This is a genomic window from Ruminiclostridium papyrosolvens DSM 2782 (assembly GCF_029318685.1).
Classification (GTDB): domain Bacteria; phylum Bacillota; class Clostridia; order Acetivibrionales; family DSM-1351; genus Ruminiclostridium; species Ruminiclostridium papyrosolvens.
Genome location: NZ_CP119677.1, coordinates 4,816,605 through 4,833,054 on the forward strand (window position 1 = coordinate 4,816,605; position 16,450 = coordinate 4,833,054).

21 protein-coding genes are annotated in these 16,450 nt (G+C 35.9%); 8 read left to right on the top strand and 13 right to left on the bottom strand.

Annotated features, from left to right (window positions below):
* Positions 1-243 precede the first annotated feature (243 nt).
* Together ytxC and P0092_RS21125 are read right to left on the bottom strand one after the other, a co-directional pair.
* A complete protein-coding gene (ytxC, locus tag P0092_RS21120) occupies positions 244-1,161 on the bottom strand; it encodes a putative sporulation protein YtxC (protein WP_004618315.1) in 918 nt (305 codons plus the stop codon).
* Between the two features lie 146 nt (positions 1,162-1,307).
* Positions 1,308-2,063 carry a DUF6873 family GME fold protein gene (locus P0092_RS21125; RefSeq protein ID WP_004618313.1) on the bottom strand — a complete coding sequence of 252 codons (756 nt, stop codon included), beginning with the start codon at positions 2,061-2,063 and terminating at the stop codon, positions 1,308-1,310.
* Between the two features lie 283 nt (positions 2,064-2,346).
* Between P0092_RS21125 and P0092_RS21130 the strand changes: the two genes are divergently transcribed.
* The 7 genes from P0092_RS21130 to P0092_RS21160 all read left to right on the top strand — a co-directional run bounded on the left by P0092_RS21130 (position 2,347) and on the right by P0092_RS21160 (position 6,012).
* Positions 2,347-2,562 carry a DUF378 domain-containing protein gene (locus P0092_RS21130; RefSeq protein ID WP_004618311.1) on the top strand — a complete coding sequence of 72 codons (216 nt, stop codon included), beginning with the start codon at positions 2,347-2,349 and terminating at the stop codon, positions 2,560-2,562.
* A gap of 146 nt (positions 2,563-2,708) precedes the next feature.
* On the top strand, positions 2,709-2,900 hold the full coding sequence (locus P0092_RS21135; protein ID WP_004618309.1) for an alpha/beta-type small acid-soluble spore protein: 192 nt from the start codon (positions 2,709-2,711) through the stop codon (positions 2,898-2,900).
* 207 nt (positions 2,901-3,107) lie between these two features.
* On the top strand, positions 3,108-4,154 hold the full coding sequence (locus tag P0092_RS21140) for an AI-2E family transporter (protein WP_004618306.1): 1,047 nt from the start codon (positions 3,108-3,110) through the stop codon (positions 4,152-4,154).
* Between the two features lie 49 nt (positions 4,155-4,203).
* Entirely contained in the window at positions 4,204-4,470 is a 267-nt protein-coding gene (locus P0092_RS21145) for a CPF_0552 family protein (protein ID WP_004618304.1), read from the top strand.
* Positions 4,471-4,499: 29 nt separating this feature from the next.
* Positions 4,500-4,733 carry a hypothetical protein gene (locus P0092_RS21150; RefSeq protein ID WP_004618303.1) on the top strand — a complete coding sequence of 78 codons (234 nt, stop codon included), beginning with the start codon at positions 4,500-4,502 and terminating at the stop codon, positions 4,731-4,733.
* Positions 4,734-4,822: 89 nt separating this feature from the next.
* Entirely contained in the window at positions 4,823-5,239 is a 417-nt protein-coding gene (locus tag P0092_RS21155) for a hypothetical protein (protein ID WP_004618302.1), read from the top strand.
* Positions 5,240-5,451: 212 nt separating this feature from the next.
* Positions 5,452-6,012, top strand: a complete 561-nt coding sequence (locus P0092_RS21160; RefSeq protein ID WP_004618301.1) for a phosphatase PAP2 family protein — start codon at positions 5,452-5,454, stop codon at positions 6,010-6,012.
* A gap of 15 nt (positions 6,013-6,027) precedes the next feature.
* Here the strand turns inward: P0092_RS21160 and P0092_RS21165 are convergent, their stop codons facing one another.
* A complete protein-coding gene (locus P0092_RS21165; protein ID WP_004618300.1) occupies positions 6,028-7,131 on the bottom strand; it encodes a DNRLRE domain-containing protein in 1,104 nt (367 codons plus the stop codon).
* A gap of 70 nt (positions 7,132-7,201) precedes the next feature.
* Positions 7,202-8,506: an ABC transporter substrate-binding protein gene (locus P0092_RS21170; RefSeq protein ID WP_004618299.1), complete on the bottom strand. Its 1,305-nt coding sequence runs from the start codon at positions 8,504-8,506 to the stop codon at positions 7,202-7,204.
* Positions 8,507-8,690: 184 nt separating this feature from the next.
* Between P0092_RS21170 and P0092_RS21175 the strand changes: the two genes are divergently transcribed.
* Positions 8,691-10,430 (top strand): ABC transporter ATP-binding protein, encoded by a 1,740-nt coding sequence (locus tag P0092_RS21175; RefSeq protein WP_004618298.1) that lies wholly within the window; start codon positions 8,691-8,693, stop codon positions 10,428-10,430.
* Positions 10,431-10,552: 122 nt separating this feature from the next.
* Here the strand turns inward: P0092_RS21175 and P0092_RS21180 are convergent, their stop codons facing one another.
* From P0092_RS21180 to yyaC, 9 genes are all read right to left on the bottom strand, one after another.
* Positions 10,553-11,785: a DUF438 domain-containing protein gene (locus P0092_RS21180; protein WP_004618297.1), complete on the bottom strand. Its 1,233-nt coding sequence runs from the start codon at positions 11,783-11,785 to the stop codon at positions 10,553-10,555.
* A gap of 13 nt (positions 11,786-11,798) precedes the next feature.
* A complete protein-coding gene (locus P0092_RS21185; protein ID WP_004618296.1) occupies positions 11,799-12,026 on the bottom strand; it encodes a DUF1858 domain-containing protein in 228 nt (75 codons plus the stop codon).
* 144 nt (positions 12,027-12,170) lie between these two features.
* Positions 12,171-12,506: a hypothetical protein gene (locus P0092_RS21190; protein WP_004618295.1), complete on the bottom strand. Its 336-nt coding sequence runs from the start codon at positions 12,504-12,506 to the stop codon at positions 12,171-12,173.
* Between the two features lie 12 nt (positions 12,507-12,518).
* On the bottom strand, positions 12,519-12,728 hold the full coding sequence (locus P0092_RS21195; protein WP_004618294.1) for a DUF951 domain-containing protein: 210 nt from the start codon (positions 12,726-12,728) through the stop codon (positions 12,519-12,521).
* A 15-nt stretch (positions 12,729-12,743) separates the two neighbouring features.
* Positions 12,744-13,580 (bottom strand): mechanosensitive ion channel family protein, encoded by an 837-nt coding sequence (locus tag P0092_RS21200; RefSeq protein WP_004618293.1) that lies wholly within the window; start codon positions 13,578-13,580, stop codon positions 12,744-12,746.
* Positions 13,581-13,634: 54 nt separating this feature from the next.
* The gene (locus P0092_RS21205) at positions 13,635-14,351 is read right to left on the bottom strand and encodes a gamma-glutamyl-gamma-aminobutyrate hydrolase family protein (RefSeq protein WP_004618292.1); all 717 of its coding nucleotides are present in this window, start codon (positions 14,349-14,351) and stop codon (positions 13,635-13,637) included.
* A 115-nt stretch (positions 14,352-14,466) separates the two neighbouring features.
* On the bottom strand, positions 14,467-14,625 hold the full coding sequence (gene rd, locus P0092_RS21210) for a rubredoxin (protein ID WP_004618291.1): 159 nt from the start codon (positions 14,623-14,625) through the stop codon (positions 14,467-14,469).
* Between the two features lie 424 nt (positions 14,626-15,049).
* Positions 15,050-15,565, bottom strand: coding sequence for a LiaF transmembrane domain-containing protein (locus P0092_RS21215; protein ID WP_004618289.1), 516 nt, complete (start codon positions 15,563-15,565; stop codon positions 15,050-15,052).
* Positions 15,566-15,687: 122 nt separating this feature from the next.
* Complete coding sequence (yyaC, locus tag P0092_RS21220; protein ID WP_004618288.1) at positions 15,688-16,302, bottom strand: spore protease YyaC; 615 nt, start codon at positions 16,300-16,302, stop codon at positions 15,688-15,690.
* Positions 16,303-16,450 lie beyond the last annotated feature (148 nt).

Genomic DNA, 16,450 nt, shown 5'->3' on the forward strand with positions numbered 1-16,450 from the left:
TTTTCCCCGGACATTCTTCTTTTGTAATTTTGTTTACTGCTTTTTGTCTTTTGTAAGTAAGTTATATTTTGTCATTTGTACATTTAAAATAAGCCATATTAGCATATTGCCAATACATGTTATTTATTTTCAATATACTGTAATTACACAATATATTGTATTTATATACCGACCCTTTGTCAATATATAATGACCTTAAATGGTCTAGTACTATATTACTATTTTTCCCGACATTTGTAAATATTATTCTTTACTGTCTGTTTTTACCATTACGATGGAGCATATGTCACATCCATCACATAAAACAACTTTTCCCGAAAAAACGTTTTTTATAGTATCAAGAAGTTTCTTATTTTTAAACCTCTCCCAATTATGAACTATAATGTTTTTAGGCGCCAATGTTATCAGAGAGCTAACCAGAAGATCGTCATGGCTTATATCCGCTTCAGACAGCTCAGTTACGAATTCCTGTATACATTCATTGGTTATTTCATGCTTTTTTTCATCCAAAAGCATGTAGTTATCGTCATACTCCATAACAACATGAACAACATTGAATTTGGAATCCTGTATTTCAACGAAATATTTCAAAAGCCTTATAAACTCCTTGTATTCACGTTCAATTAAAAAATCATCAACTGCATTATCAATAATTTCTTCCAGCTCTTTGTTATAATCTTTTAATCTGAAATTTACAAATCCGTCAAGTATAATACTATTAGAACCTTCAAAGTATTCTAATAACTTCTTTACGATGAGATTCCTTCTGCGTATTTGAAAAAGTGTATTAAAAAAAACCTTGTCATCATTTCTAATAATCTTTTTACATATTTCCAATATTTCCCGTTTATCTACAGAATTAAAATAGCCATAGTTGCTGTTTATTATCCTGATTAAGAGACGTTCTTCGTACTGCTGTATTATATAATCCGCAAGTGCATTGGATATATGGTATTTTAACAGCTCATACTGACTGGTTTTTTTTGAAAACAGACCCTCCTCCTCCAAATTACATAGGACGGAAGTTTCGCCTTCAATATCAACTACTTTTATTGAGTAATTAATTCTTTTCTCTTTTAACTGCTGAAGTTCTTTATCTATATGCTGTATAACGTTATCTGCGCTATCATTAACTCCGATTGAGAGGTATTGATACTGCATCAACTTCACTTCCCTTCGTGTGTAGTATATGTTTTCGTATAATGTTGTATTCAATAGGCGTTTAACAGTTTATTCTAAGTTATGTTACATTATATGCACCGCATATTTTATAGGTACTACACACATTAGATTTATTTGTATGGTAACTATTCCTCCGTAATGGGAATGATTGTCCCTAAATCAATCAAATGTTCATCTTTAATAATAACCATGTCTACAGCTTTTAAACTTAAAAAATCATTTATTTCTTTATAATTTTTGTGAAGTGTTATATCTCCCGTAAAAAGCAGCTTATTTTTGCCTATCAGTCCCGTCGCTCCTCCTATAAATCCCATATCAAAAGGTTCAAGCTTAATAGCTTTATCCGGCTCAATTAAAAGCACGTCCAGCCCTGCGCCTGTTGCCTTCCTGTAAATTTCTCTGTCTGAGGTTATAATACTTTTACTGTCAACAACACAGGTAAGACACTTGGAGTATCCCTGTTTTACATGTATGAGTTGGATTTCATGTTCCTCCAGCAGCTTTTTGACAACAGCATCAGTGTATTTAGTATTATGAAATGCAAACCTTCCCACTCTTGCAATATTATAGGCAATAGTTCCGGGATATTTGTTTTGAAGGAAGGTTTCTCCTTCTATCATTTGAAAGCCTTTTTTGCAAAGAAGCTCTATTATGTTTAAAGATGTGTTTGGTGCATATACAATAATATTTCCCGAAATATGATGAAACATAATATCAGGATGGCAGGATACAGCAGGATATACGTCAGGATGTTCAGCTACCGGAATTATTTCAATTTTTCTATTTTTTAATTGTTCAATAAGCTTTTTGGGAGCTCTGGCATCCAATAAAACACAGGAAACATTTTCGTACGGCAGGTTAGGTATTTTAATAAATTTCATATTTTTCCCTCTAATATCCTTTTATCCCAAGTTAAATTTTATTATCACACATATTTTTATTATTTCATATTATACTAAAGAAAGAATCTTGAAAAATTTTATATTCCAGTACTAACTGCGCTGCGAAAGCAGACAGTTATTCAAATACACCGCATTTCCAATAATGGAGATGCGGTTATTTTATATGATACCTTTTTTTCACTGAATAAAATCTGCTTAATTAATAATAATATAGAACTGTAACAGAATCTAATTAAATTTTAAAAAGAAGGGAGTTGGTAATATGAGAACACCATTGGATAGAGTTGCATTAGTACTCATTATAATCGGAGCTCTTAACTGGCTTTCTGTAGGGTTATTCCGCTATGATCTTGTAGGTGCAATTTTTGGGACTGCTTCACTAATTACAAGAGCAATTTTTGTTATTGTCGGTATTGCAGGACTGTACAGCATCAGTCTTCTTTTCAGAGAAGGGGATGAAGCGGTACGTCAGCATTAAACAAATCAAGTGCTGCGTCCATGTCACTTGATTTGGGAAAAAGACAGCAAGCAGACATAAATTTCCGTTATATTTTAAGTAATATTGCAAATTATATTATTACACCGGTAATATCACAGGTGAAATCACAAAGGAGGAATTTAATTATGGCTAATAACAATAGTAATAACAGACCTTCAGGATTTGAAAACTTGAAATATGAGATAGCATCTCAGGTTGGTGTAAACCTCAAAGAGGGTTACAATGGTGACTTAACTTCAAGAGAAGCTGGTAAAGTCGGTGGAAATATCACTAAAAGAGTATTCCAGGTATTCAGGGATCAACACCAGAATCAGTAAGCATGAATTTTATTCTGAATACTAAATAAATAAAAGGATGCCGTCTTCTCGACGTGCATCCTTTTATTTTAAAATTAACACTATAGTACTTTATTACTTTACAATCTTTATATATAATTTATATAAGTTAGTACATCACTTTTGCACAGACCATAATCAGCAGAAGTTTCTATGTATTTCCAAATATAAACGATAAGGAAAAAAACTATGACAGACTTCAAATCCATTTTGTCCAAGAAAATAACAAAGCGAGTACTTATCCTTGCAGGCTTCGCACTTCTGGTATACTTTTTGCGTGGTATGGCGAACATGTTTCTGCTGACCTTCATTTTTGCATACCTGGGGTACACTGCACAAAGCTATGTATTCAAAAAGACTAAAATCATTAATTCAAGACTGCTGAAGGTAATAATTATTTTCTTTTATCTTGTGGCTGTAACCTCGGCTGTTTTAATACTTTACAAGTATATTCCCGTAATTATATCGGAGCTTAAAACTCTCGTAGAACAAGCAACAACCTTTTATAATACAACTTACGAGAACAAGACTCTGAACTACATTATTTCGTTATCAAAAGAAATCAAGATTTCTTCCTATATAAGAGATAATTTTGAAGTTCTGTATAAATCAATTTCAAACTTAGGGAAAATTGGTTTTGACTTTGTTATGGCAATTGTGCTTAGCCTTTTCTTTATATTGGAAAAAAACAGAATTGTCAGATTTACATCAGGTTTTAAAAACAGCAAACTTTCTGCAGTTTATGATGAGCTTTCCTTCTTCGGCCGTAAATTTCTCCAATCCTTCGGAAAGGTAATTCAGACTCAGATAACTATTTCATTCATAAATGCCATTTTGTCTATGATAATGCTTTATTTTCTCAAGTTTCCTCAGATTTTCGGCCTTGGGTTTATGATTTTTATTCTTGGCCTTGTCCCTGTGGCAGGTGTGGTAATTTCCCTGCTGCCCCTTTCCATGATAGCACTCAGAATTGGGGGGCCGTCCATGATTATATATGTTCTGGTTTTGGTTGCAATTCTCCATGCCCTTGAAAGTTATATTCTTAACCCAAAGCTCATGTCTCAAAAAACAAAACTGCCTGTATTCTATACATTTGTTGTATTAATAGTTTCAGAACATATACTGGGAATATGGGGGCTTATTATAGGTATTCCGATTTTTATATTTATTCTTGATGTTCTTGAGGTTAAAAATCCTGATGCAGGGCACGCTACATCAGATTCAAATGATGATTAATGGGATATACTATCCTTATTATATAAAAATTTTACAGGAGGCCAATATAATGGCAAAATACAATGTTATGTCTGTTCTGACAAATAAAAGAGTACAAAATGTAAACCTAATGCAAAATGTCCTTACTGAGTCCGGCTGCATAATTAAAACACGACTTGGAATACATGATGCAAGTGAGGACAGCTGTTCAAATGAGGGCCTTATAATACTTCATCTCACAGGCTCTGATGATGAAATAGAGAGACTGGAAGTCAAGCTAAATGAAATTCCCGGCGTTAAAGCCAAAAATAATGTGTTAAGCTCGGAAGATGCATAGCTAATTTATTCTATCAGGAGGGAAATCCGGTGGCTGAACCAAAACGCTGCAAAGAGTGTAACTGCACCTTCCAATATGTAACCAGTGAACAATTATGTTTGAGCTGCAGTCAGAAAAACGAGTCCGAATTCCGAAGGATTAAAGAATTTTTAAAGGACAACCCAAAGTCATCGGTGAGCTTGGTAGCAACCTATCTTGAAATAAGTGTATCTCATATACAGAAGTTTATTGATGAGGGAAGGTTGGAAATTATCGAAAAGTAACGGGATAATTCAGAGATAATGTTACTAATAGCTTGCGTACTTTTAGCCGATAAATAAAATGAAAATACATTTTTTTAAGGGGTGCCAATATGGATATTTTTGAACTTATTGCATATCTCAAGGAAACTGAAGGCTACATAGAGTATTCTTTTTATAAACATTCATCTGAAATCATGAACGCTATTTCCAACAAAGGTATAGATGAAGTATTAAATATTATTTCCATGAGAGAAATTAAAAAAGGTGCGTACGAATGTGTTACTACCTGGGAAGTTGATAACAATTCCTGCTTCAACAAAACTGTAATAATTGACATATCTAACGAAATGCTTTATATTACTGAGACTGTCGATGGTGCAGACAGTCAGACAGCAAAAGCAAACTTGGTTTCAGACTTTGATGCGTTGAAGGAATACTCAGAAATTATAGATTTAATGAAGAGTAAGCAATTAAACAGCATCGAAAAGGAATTACTTACAAAAGTCGTTGCAGCATTTTTTAAATAATACTTAAAAATATAAAGGAGCTATTGCAATATTGTTTTGCAATAGCTCCTTTATATTCTTGCCTCCTGAATTATGTATTGTTCTATTATACATAAATATACAACTAAATCAAAGCTTTACAAGTTAAGGTATAACTGGCTTATTTATATACTGTGCAAAAAAGTGTTTTTCGTACTCCGATATGTTAAAATAGGTTCTGATGAGGTGATAAAATGATTTCTGCCATACAGCATCTGGATACATTTATCCTGAACTTTATTCAAAATAATATGCACTCAACTTTTATGGATAAATTTATGCAGGTAATTACTTTTCTCGGCAACAACGCTTTGTTTTGGATTGTAATTACTGTTTTACTTTTAATTTCAAAAAAATACAGAACAACGGGCCTTATGCTTATAGGTGCATTGGCAATATGCCTGATTATAGGTAACCTTACCTTGAAACCTGTTATTGCTAGAGCAAGACCCTGTTGGGTTAATACAGACATACATTTGCTGGTGTCTTCCCCAAAGGATTATTCTTTTCCTTCGGGGCACACAATGTCCTCTTTTGCAGCCTCTGTTGTGCTTTTTTTGAGAAATAAAAAGGTGGGGATATTGGCCTTACTTTTAGCAGCTACGATAGCTTTTTCAAGGCTTTATCTCTATGTTCATTACCCTTCCGATGTAGCTGTAGGCTTGGTTCTGGGAATAGCCGCTGCTTATTTATCCGTTAAGGGGTTGCCCATAATGGAGAAAATCTTCAATAAAATAGTCAGAACCCGGCCCTAAGGCCGGGTTTTTGGTTTATTTCGGGTTACCTTCCTTTTCTATTTCATTTTCTACCCTAACGGAAACCTGACTTTTACTGCTTTCTGCCTTCGCCAGATTTGCTGTGGGAATAATCGCAGTTATTGGTAAAACAGGTATAAAGACAGGAGTATTCCCACTTCCATCAGACAGTACTACTATTCCATATTGATTTTTATATATTGTCCCTGTGGCATGTACATTCGACCCTGTATATATTCCAACGTCAGTTTTACTGCTTAAATAGTCATAATATGCCAATATAAGATTTGTATCATAGCCCGGGGTGAAAGTAGGTACCGGCAGATACGTAAACGCCGGATTGTATACCGTACCATCCCCCGTGTATATTGCTGTAATAGAGTTAAGGGGAATAGTTTGCTCTTGCCCGTTATCCATAACTATAAACAGTGCTCCGTTATTTGCACCGGGGGAAGCATATAACTGATAAGGCGTACCGGATATAGATGAAGCAGTTAATCCTTTTGTATAAACAACTACCGTGTTGGTAGGATAAAACATTATAATCTGCTGTATTATGTGTGCTAACTGTGAATAACAGAAGTTTGTTGCTGAATTTTCTGACGGGGTTCCTGTATATGTAAGGATTAGTTTTGGAAAGTATGGCTCCCATGAGATATTATCTGTTCCAAACTGAACAATAGTGGTCCCGTCAGAATTAGTTAAGGCCAAGCCATTATTGGCAACAGTTCCACTGAGCCAGCTGTTTACCAAAGTTGTTATGTCTATCTCAACTGTTTTATAAAGGTCGTTTGTGGTAACATTAACCTGTGATTGCGTAGGTGTATAGGCCGGCCGTGTATTATAGGACACTGTAGTTTTATTAAAAGGTTCCATTACTGTATTTACCACAACGGGACTTGGATTGGCACCACTTTTTGCAATAACCGCCAGTTGAAGCACAGCACTGTCCACAAAATTAACGGGCAATGACGGTAATGTAGTTTGCATCAAACTTATACAGTTCTGATACTGTACGTCCGTACCTGAATAAATGGTAGGATATACCGAGAAGTTAATAGCCGGCTGTGCAGAAGACACAAATGTCGTGCTTGGAATATCCACTATAACGGTCGACATAACATTATTCCTTCTTTCATATTTATTGTTTCACTTACATAATATGATTAAAAGAATGTTATTATGAGTACTATTTTTCTTTGCCTGTTTTCTTAAAAGTGCCTTCGATTTCCTTAACTGCCTGTTCCTTTGTATATGTTTTGGCAATATACCCCTGTATTATCTCTCCAAACTTCTGATGAAAATCGTCTTTTACATAGTTAATATACATATCTCCCACCTTATTGTCCTTCTTATAAGTCTCAAACTCCTTTGCAATCTGTATTTTTGTCACATCTGCACCGTTTATGGGTGGCATTACCTTTGCAATTTTAGAAAACCACTTTTTGCCGTAGTCAGAAGTAAAAAGCCAGTTATACAAATCCAAAACCTCTGACAATACGGGTGAATCCTTATATATTCGGGTAGCTTGCTCAGTTCCTGCCACAATAAATGCATTTGAGGTTTTATCATCTACGGGGTACCCTGTAATTCCAAGCTTCATTTTTGGATTTATCTTCAAAATGTCAGCTTCAGCCCATGAACCCTGTCCTATAATCATAGCTGCCTTACCCATGGCAAAATCAGTCAACTCTGCCGAAAGGTCTGTTTCAAGAGGTTTTATGTCTCCATACTTAACCGTTAAATCAATAAATCTAAAGAAGTTATCATTGATAAGGGGATATGTTTCGAATTTATCTTTTCCCGAAGTTAAATTCTTTGCAAGCCCTTCAACATCATCAGGCATCGAAGCATCCATAAAATGCATGAAAACATGCCTGAATACCCACACCTCCTTATATCCGGTTGAAAAAGGCTGTATACCCACAGATTTCAGCTTCTGAGCGGCAGCTTCAAGCTCCACTAATGTTTTGGGTACAGGTATTTTGTTCTTATCAAATAAATCCTTGTTGTATACCAAGCCGTACACATTTTCCTTGACAGGAAAGCCATAAACCTTTCCTTTATAGGACATATTCATTCTTGCCTCATCTGTCATAGCTTTTGCAAGGGGTTGACCTGTCAGGTCATAGGAGTATTTTGCATATTCCTTAATTTCACTGCCTGCAGCAGTTGTAAACACATCAGGCATTTCACCTGACTTAATCTTAGTTTTAAGCATTTGAGAATAATCCGACTGAACCGTTTTTAAGTTTACTTTTAAGTTTGGTTTGTTCTTTTTATATTCTTTAAGGTACTCATTAATTGCATCAACATATTCTGGATTATTAACAAAAATGTTGATAGCTGTTGATTTCGCCAAAGATGACTTTGATGTTTTTGAGGCAGTACCTTGTGAAGGAATCTTAGGTGACAGTTCCTTCTTTTTACAGCCTGCTACCCCAACTATAATCAGAACAAAAGCCAATATTAAAGGCAATAATCTCTTATTCATCGGTATTTTCTCCTTTTTATCCCTTTATCAAGGTTTAATATAATCATTATCATGGATTTTTATGCAGTATATGCAGTAAAAGGAGAATACTACATCATTTTTTGCCCATATTAGCCCATCGTTGTGGTAAAATACATCATATAAATTAAAATAAAAGAACATAAGATATTTAAAGGGAGGTCATATGAAAACTTTTAAAAAATTTATCAGGTTTTACAAGCCATATAAAAAACTGTTCTTTATAGATATGCTATGCGCACTTATTGCCTCTTCTATAGACCTTGCTTTTCCGCAGATATTGAATCTGCTGACAAAAGGTGTATTCACAGGCAACTCTGCTCAGATACTGCGCTCACTGTGGATTATCGGAACAGGATTAATCGCAATGTATATAGTCAGGTATTATTGCCAGTATTTCATAACCTCTTGGGGGCATATAATGGGAGCCCGTATGGAAAGCGATATGAGGCAAGAATTATTTGACCACTATCAAAAGCTGTCTTTTTCATACTATGATAAAAACAATACGGGAGAAATGATGTCAAAGCTCATATCTGATTTATTTGATATAACTGAGCTGGCCCATCACGGTCCCGAAAACTTTTTTATATCTGCCATAAAGATAATAGGCTCATTTATACTGCTGGCAATGATTAATGTCCCTATGACAATGATTTTGTTTTTTATTACTATAATAATGTGTGTTTTCAGCCTTTACAAAAATCGTAAAATGCGTTCTGTATTCTTTGATAATAGAAAAAAGATTGCAACCGTAAATTCACGTTTGCAGGACAGTCTTTCGGGAATCAGGGTTGTACAGTCCTTTGCAAATGAAGAAATCGAAAAAGATAAATTTGGTGAAAGTAATCTGAAATTTCTGGATTCCAAAAAAGACAGCTATCTTATAATGGGAAGTTTTCACGCAGGAAATTCCTTCTTTCAGGGGCTGCTTTACACTGTAGTCCTTGTCAGTGGTGGATTCTTTATAGCCAAAGGTACTTTAAGGGCTGCAGACCTTGCTATTTATGCACTGTATATAGGTATTTTCCTCAATCCTCTGGATGTCCTAATAAACTTTACCGAAGCCTTTCAAAAAGGTTTCTCAGGCTTCAGACGTTTTCTTGATGTAGTGGAGACAAAGCCTGAAATAGTTGACAGAAAGGGTGCAAAGCCTTTAGTGAACCCACGTGGGGATATCAGCTACAATAACGTTTCCTTCAGATATGAGAAGGATTCAGAGGTACTGGATAATGTAAACATATCCATCGAGGCGGGAAAAACCGTAGCCTTTGTAGGGCCTTCCGGAGGAGGGAAAACTACTATATGTTCACTCCTTCCAAGATTTTATGATGTTACTCAGGGACAAATTACTATAGACGGAAAAGATATTCGGGATGTTACCCTCAAGTCCCTTAGGAATTGTATCGGGATTGTTCAGCAGGATGTATACTTATTTGCAGGAAGCATTCGTGAAAACATTGCATATGGAAAACCGGAGGCATCCTATGAAGAAATAGTTCAGGCTGCTCAGAATGCCAATATACATGAATTTGTCATGAGCCTTGAAGACGGTTATGACACCTATGTAGGTGAACGTGGTACACGACTTTCAGGTGGACAGAAGCAGAGAATAGCCATTGCCAGAGTATTTTTAAAGAATCCGCCCATACTTATTCTGGACGAAGCCACTTCTGCGCTGGATAACGAAAGTGAACGACATATACAGACTTCACTGGAACATCTGGCAAAGAACCGTACAACAATAGTAATAGCTCACAGACTCAGTACTATCCGGAATGCCGATGAAATAATAGTTATAGACCAAAACGGCATTCAGGAAAGAGGTTCCCATGATACCCTGCTATCTCAGGACGGCTTATATGCAAAATATTATAATATGCAATTCGAAGGCTTAGGCGATTAATACTACAAAAAGAGGTGTTAACCTGTACATAATTGTATCAATGATTGCTTCCAAGCTTCCATTGATACGAATTATACTCGCGTACATACCAAAAAGCTGAAAAATTAATTTTCAGCTTTTTATTATGTGGAGGATGCCAGTCTCTTCTCCCCGGTAATGTCCTGTATTGGTTTAATATCCTGTGTAACCTCAATAGTACCCAGATATTCACCTTTAGCATTTCTGACTGCAAAATACCTTATATACACAAACTTATCTCCCATCTTTATCCAGAAATCTTCGTTATCCTTTTTACCGGAGCTTAAATCCTCTACAATTTTCTCTACAATATGAACACTTGCAGGAGGATGACAGTTTTTCACTTCCCTGCCTATAATAGCCTTTGTTCTGGCAAATATTCTTTCCTTCCCCTGTGTAAAATATTTAACAATACCATCCTTGTCTACAAAAGTCATATCCAATGGAAGTGTATTCAGTATTGCATTAATTTCGTTTGGGGACATAATACCGGCATCAAACTTAATATAACCGTTATTTGAAGGCTCTTCGCCTGCACTTTCCACCTTTTTTTCCACGCTTATTTTAACGGGTTTCCATTTAACAGCATTCTCCAAAAGGCTGTACCCGATTTCACTGCTGCCCTCTTCAATAATAAACCATTCGTCTTCAGACAGGGTCTCCATAACCATAGGAAAAAGTATATTCTCTTCCTTGAAAATCATCTCTTTTACTCTTACTGCCGTCTCTTCTGCCTTGTCTGCCAGCTGTTCCTTGTTTACATTGCTGTAGTCCGATAAAATTGCCCTTACGACCTTTATCGCATCCCGTATTTCATCATCAACTCCCCACATTACCTTTGGAGGTGCTGTGATTTGGTACTTCTCCATAAAAGGGAACAAAAGATTCTCTTTTCTTAAATAGTGCTTATCAATTTCCCAAAGTTTTTCAAAGTCATTTCTGAGATTCTGTATATTCTCATGTGTATCCTGACTTCGGAATTTTTCAATATCTGCTCTGATTTTGTCAATCAGGCTTTCAATTTTCTTATTTTCCAGTTTAAAAGTGTGAACAGGGTGTCCCGGCACATCCTCCGGCTTTTGGGGTCTGTGAATTTCCTCGATTGAGTCCTTGAAAACTGCCGCATGGACATCGCAAAGTCTTTGCACCTCTTCCACAGGCATTCCGTCCATCATAAGGGAATGCTCCATTTCAGATATTTCAGTAGGAGATACTCCTTCTATGAGCTTTGCAAACCGCTCTTTGACTTCATCTACACTTTTACCACTATGCAATTCTGAAATAAGCTCTTTTAAAATTTTTTGCCTGTATTCTCTGTTATTGATTACTTCGCTCATAAATACCAACCTTTCATTCTTTAATGCTAAAGCCCTTTGCTGCAAGTATTTCTTTTAGTTTTTGCAGCTCTATACCCTTCATAGCAGCTCCTTTAGGTATTGTCATTATACGCCCTGCCGTATTCAGCATACCCGGCGCGGAAATATTCTCAAATCCCATTTCTTTCAGAATACCTATCATTTCAGGATATTCCTTGCAAATATCGTATACTGATTTTGATAAATCAATTGCCTTTGACATAATAAACACCTGCTTCCAGTCTTTAAAACCAATAATATTCATTTAGTATTTCCATATATATGCAAAATTATTAATGCTTAAAAAATAAAACAGCCGTTAAAAGCAACTCTCATATTGCTTTTAACGGCCTCTATCCCATAAGGATTAAAGACATACCTTTTGTTTTGTTTCACCTTCAATTTTACCGATACCGTAACCGTAACAAAAAGATTGATACATACTTGTTACTATCAGTGAATGTAAGCAATCTCTTTCTTCTTCATTAAGTCCCATGTCCATTGTCCGCATAAAATTTCTGGTTTTATCACGGGCAATGAGCTTTATAGCTTCTCTTGTACCTGCCAAATCTTTTTCAAGTTTTTCTTTTCCCTGATGCAGGTAGTCTTTTATGATGGTCTCAAATGTTTGTGATGGTTGCACCTTGTTAGTATCTGCCATTTCAGCCTCCATGTCTTTCATAATATTACTAAGTGTTTCCATGACATGGATTTCCTATACATTCCCTTCTTCCGATACCGGGGTTTTGATAATCTTCTTTACGCTTTTTTCAAATTTAGTTCTTGCAAGCATCACTTGGTGAGCACAGCCGACACATTTTATTCTGAAATCAGCCCCGGTACGAATTATCTCCCATTCCTTGCTGCCACAGGGATGCTGTTTTTTCATTTCAACTATATCACCAATTGAAAATTTATCAGGCATAATCCATTATTCCTTTCATTCCGGCCTTATGAGTCGTGTTCTGTCAAAAAACTCAAGCCCGTTTTTCTCAAACTCTTCCTTTATTTTAAGACGTATATGCCGTTCAATCTCCCACTGTTCATTTGGAAGTGTCCGTGCAGTAATCCTCAGATTCATACTTTGTTCACCAAGACTGGTTATCCCAAGTATTGACGGGTCTTCTGTAAACTTGTCAAATTTCTCTTTAACCTCATCACATACCTTTTTAGCAATCTCATTAACCTTTGCCATATTGCTCGAATAAGCTATTGGTATATCTACAATAACCAGTTTGTTATCTCTGGTATGGTTTATAACCTTTCTTATTTCGCCGTTAGGAATAATATACAAATCCCCTGTAAAATTTTTCAGTCTTGTAACTCTAAGCTCCATATGTTCAACGGTACCCGTAAGACCTTCAATAGTTACCATATCGCCCACTGCATATTGATCCTCAAGAAGTATAAAGAATCCTGAAATTGTATCCTTCACAAGACTCTGAGCCCCGAATCCCAAAGCAACACCTCCTACACCTGCCGCAGCAAGTATTGCCTTGAGGTCAAGTATCCCTGATAGTATTGTGAGCAACGCCCCTATATATACAGTGTATTTGAATATACTTATAGTCAGTGTTGATATAGTATCAATTCTTTTATCATCAATCTTAAACTTCAATTTCTTTTGTTTATCGAAAAGCTTCTTTATTACTGCCCTGCCTACTTTGACTAAGGCAAATGCAATGATAAGCACAACTACAGTTTTAATTAAAGTCATTGCAGGATTATAAAAATCTCCAAGGAGATCTTCAAGCTTAACTTTTATAGTCCCAAGCATCCTTTTCCTCCGCTTCCGTGTTTAAAAAATCTCCAAAGTGTTCTTCGGACTATTTTAACATACTGAAACAAGCCTTTCAAATAACTTTAAATGTGTTCTGTTCTTTTTCCACAAATTCTCCGGGTGCCACTGGACGCTTAAAACAAATTTCTTGTTTTCATTGCTTATGGCTTCAATAATACCATCCTGAGAACGGGCATTTACCGTAAATCCCGGAGCAATTTCACTCACAGCCTGATGATGAAAGGAATTAACCTTGAGGCTATCCTCTCCAAAAATATTGTATAGGCAGGATGGTTTACGGATACTGACCTCATGTATCTGAAACCACCTTGGAGCCTGCTGACTGTGTTTTAACAATGTGCCTCCATCGCTGCACTCAACGTATATGTCCTGATAAATACCTCCACCCGCTGCAATATTCATTATCTGACAGCCTCTGCAAATACCAAGAATAGGTTTATCCATAGCAAGGGCCTGTTGTGTGATAAAAATCTCCATGCTGTCTCGTATTGGAGAAATTTCGTTTGCGTATGGCATGTTTCCTTTACCAAAATATGCAGCATCTATATCCGGGCCTCCTGAGAGTATAAATCCGCTGCATATATCAAGATATTCAACCCACGCACTTTTTTCTTCAGTTACAGGGATTATAACGGGTAATCCGCCGCATTGAATAATTGCCTCATAATAGTCGTCCTTTAAAGTACTGATATTCTTGTCATAATCAAATGCAGCAGTGATTCCGATTATCGGCTTGCCCTTATACATTTTTCCATCCCCCATCTTGATATTTAAATTTTCTGTCAACGAATAAAAACGGCCTTCCTCTGACTATAGGGAAAACCGTTTCTCTTGTGCTTACGTTTTTTATTGTAAATATGCTTTATTGTTTTTCAAACATGTCCTTGCCTACTCCGCAAAGTGGACAAACCCACTCATCTGGTATATCTTCAAAAGCTGTTCCCGGTGCAATTCCGCTATCAGGGTCCCCTTCTTCAGGGTCATAAACATAACCGCATACTGTACAAACGTATTTATCCATAGTTACCCTCCTAATTTAATCCGAGCCTAAAAAGAAATTCCGGCTCATCGTATTGTAATTACTACAATATATATTCCCAAATTTTATCTCGCATAACACCTTTTTTTAAAATTTCTTTCAATTTTATGAGCTCTTTGGTGTTTAGTCGGTTTATACTTCTGGGTATCCACAAAATCCTTTGTTTGTGGAGCCTCCGTATTTTTGGAAATCAAATATTGTATCTCATTATACATATAGGATTTAAATTTTTCAAGCCTTACTTTGATATTATCACCGCTACTCATAAAAGCACACCTCTGTCCCCCTGCTCTTAATATTGCCAAGCAGTATTTATGTATTTAATTTTAAAAAGATTCTTAAGGGCAACTCCCAAGAATCTTCTTAATAACTAATACAGTATATGCATTTAATGAGCAAACGGCACTTAAATTCTTCGATTTCGGGTTACTATTAAAATACCGCCCACTATGAGTATAATCGGTACAAGATAGGTTCTGAGTACCCATGAACTTCCCAGAGAGAAGGTAAAGAAAATAAGTGACAGTCCTCCAAGAATAAATACAGGAATCAAAAGTCCTTTTTCTCTCGTACCAAAAAGGTAAAGTTCAAAGAGTCCTACTGCAACTGCAAGTATAAAACCCGGCCACATAAAAGACCACAAGTCAAAGAGCATTGAAATCTGGCAAGTAAGACCTGTTACAAGTAAGATTCCCCCCGGTACCAACAAGCCTGCATCCGGTGCCTTGGCTGTAAAGTACGCATAATGGAAAATCACTCCGGGAATTATAAGGAACATAGGCCAGAAATGTGCAAAAAGAAAACCTATATCAAAAATATCAAAATAAATCTCAAATAAACCAAAATTACTAAGTAGGAATAGTACACCTAATATTATCAGTACCACTCCTGCAATCATGGTACCTCTATGCCTGTTACTCATAAAAATCCTCCTTAAAAGTCCTTAAATAACATATATAAGAATGGTTATACAGCTGTCTTGTTCTTATATACTATTATAAGTATAAACTTTTAAAAAGTCTGAATCAGAAAAAAATAAATTATCTATGCCTCTTCTACTTTTACAGAGCCTTTTTCTGAAAGGGTATTTTCCCTAGAAACCTTCCACATAACGTATTTCAGCCCTGTTGCAACAATATCCGCTATTTTCATCACTGTACCAAGTCGGGTATTCTGCAGAATCATAAATTCCATAAATCCTCCGGCATTAACAATACCGGTAATATGCATGTGCCCCACAGGCTCCAAATCCTTGTTCAGTGCAGAACCGGGTCTTATAGAGCCCTTCCCTACGGAAATAAAACCAACATGCTCTGTCCTTCCCAGTGACGCATCAACAGCAATCAGAAAAGGTTTTTCATAGTTTTTATATATTTTTTCAATAGTTTCCTGAAGATTCTTTGCATGAACCGGACTTTCCAAGTCACCATAAACATATACATTATTATAGTTCATTCCTCTGAGCTTATATCCGATAATTGGCCCAAGACTGTCTCCCGTTGACCTGTCTGTCCCTATACATATAATAACAATCTCACGGTAGCCTTCTGTTTTACAGTTTGTCAATGTCTGGTACAGAGCATCTGAGAAAGATAAAATTGCAGTTGCATTATTAGAGTCAATATATTTTAAATTTTTAATCAGGCTGCCTAGATTCATACAGCTATCACCATCTAATCCCTTCTATTATGATTTATGTAAGTAGTATTGACAAGAATAAGATTAAATAGTACGTTCTTAATAAACTATGTTAAAATATATGTAAATATAAAAAAAGTATGTTTTCAGCGATATACGAAAGGTTGAT

What these genes read in the sequence shown, in the direction of transcription:
- P0092_RS21130 (WP_004618311.1), top strand. Translation starts at nt 2,347, where the DNA reads ATGAGAACACCATTGGATAGAGTTGCATTAGTACTCATTATAATCGGA.
- P0092_RS21185 (WP_004618296.1), bottom strand. Translation starts at nt 12,026, where the DNA reads ATGTCAAAGGCAATTGATTTATCAAAATCAGTATACGATATTTGCAAG.
- ytxC (WP_004618315.1), bottom strand. Translation starts at nt 1,161, where the DNA reads ATGCAGTATCAATACCTCTCAATCGGAGTTAATGATAGCGCAGATAAC.
- P0092_RS21165 (WP_004618300.1), bottom strand. Translation starts at nt 7,131, where the DNA reads ATGTCGACCGTTATAGTGGATATTCCAAGCACGACATTTGTGTCTTCT.
- P0092_RS21160 (WP_004618301.1), top strand. Translation starts at nt 5,452, where the DNA reads ATGATTTCTGCCATACAGCATCTGGATACATTTATCCTGAACTTTATT.
- P0092_RS21205 (WP_004618292.1), bottom strand. Translation starts at nt 14,351, where the DNA reads ATGTATAAGGGCAAGCCGATAATCGGAATCACTGCTGCATTTGATTAT.
- P0092_RS21140 (WP_004618306.1), top strand. Translation starts at nt 3,108, where the DNA reads ATGACAGACTTCAAATCCATTTTGTCCAAGAAAATAACAAAGCGAGTA.
- P0092_RS21195 (WP_004618294.1), bottom strand. Translation starts at nt 12,728, where the DNA reads ATGCCTGATAAATTTTCAATTGGTGATATAGTTGAAATGAAAAAACAG.
- P0092_RS21200 (WP_004618293.1), bottom strand. Translation starts at nt 13,580, where the DNA reads ATGCTTGGGACTATAAAAGTTAAGCTTGAAGATCTCCTTGGAGATTTT.
- P0092_RS21145 (WP_004618304.1), top strand. Translation starts at nt 4,204, where the DNA reads ATGGCAAAATACAATGTTATGTCTGTTCTGACAAATAAAAGAGTACAA.
- rd (WP_004618291.1), bottom strand. Translation starts at nt 14,625, where the DNA reads ATGGATAAATACGTTTGTACAGTATGCGGTTATGTTTATGACCCTGAA.
- P0092_RS21180 (WP_004618297.1), bottom strand. Translation starts at nt 11,785, where the DNA reads ATGAGCGAAGTAATCAATAACAGAGAATACAGGCAAAAAATTTTAAAA.
- P0092_RS21125 (WP_004618313.1), bottom strand. Translation starts at nt 2,063, where the DNA reads ATGAAATTTATTAAAATACCTAACCTGCCGTACGAAAATGTTTCCTGT.
- P0092_RS21175 (WP_004618298.1), top strand. Translation starts at nt 8,691, where the DNA reads ATGAAAACTTTTAAAAAATTTATCAGGTTTTACAAGCCATATAAAAAA.
- P0092_RS21155 (WP_004618302.1), top strand. Translation starts at nt 4,823, where the DNA reads ATGGATATTTTTGAACTTATTGCATATCTCAAGGAAACTGAAGGCTAC.
- P0092_RS21190 (WP_004618295.1), bottom strand. Translation starts at nt 12,506, where the DNA reads ATGGAAACACTTAGTAATATTATGAAAGACATGGAGGCTGAAATGGCA.
- P0092_RS21170 (WP_004618299.1), bottom strand. Translation starts at nt 8,506, where the DNA reads ATGAATAAGAGATTATTGCCTTTAATATTGGCTTTTGTTCTGATTATA.
- yyaC (WP_004618288.1), bottom strand. Translation starts at nt 16,302, where the DNA reads ATGAATCTAGGCAGCCTGATTAAAAATTTAAAATATATTGACTCTAAT.
- P0092_RS21135 (WP_004618309.1), top strand. Translation starts at nt 2,709, where the DNA reads ATGGCTAATAACAATAGTAATAACAGACCTTCAGGATTTGAAAACTTG.
- P0092_RS21215 (WP_004618289.1), bottom strand. Translation starts at nt 15,565, where the DNA reads ATGAGTAACAGGCATAGAGGTACCATGATTGCAGGAGTGGTACTGATA.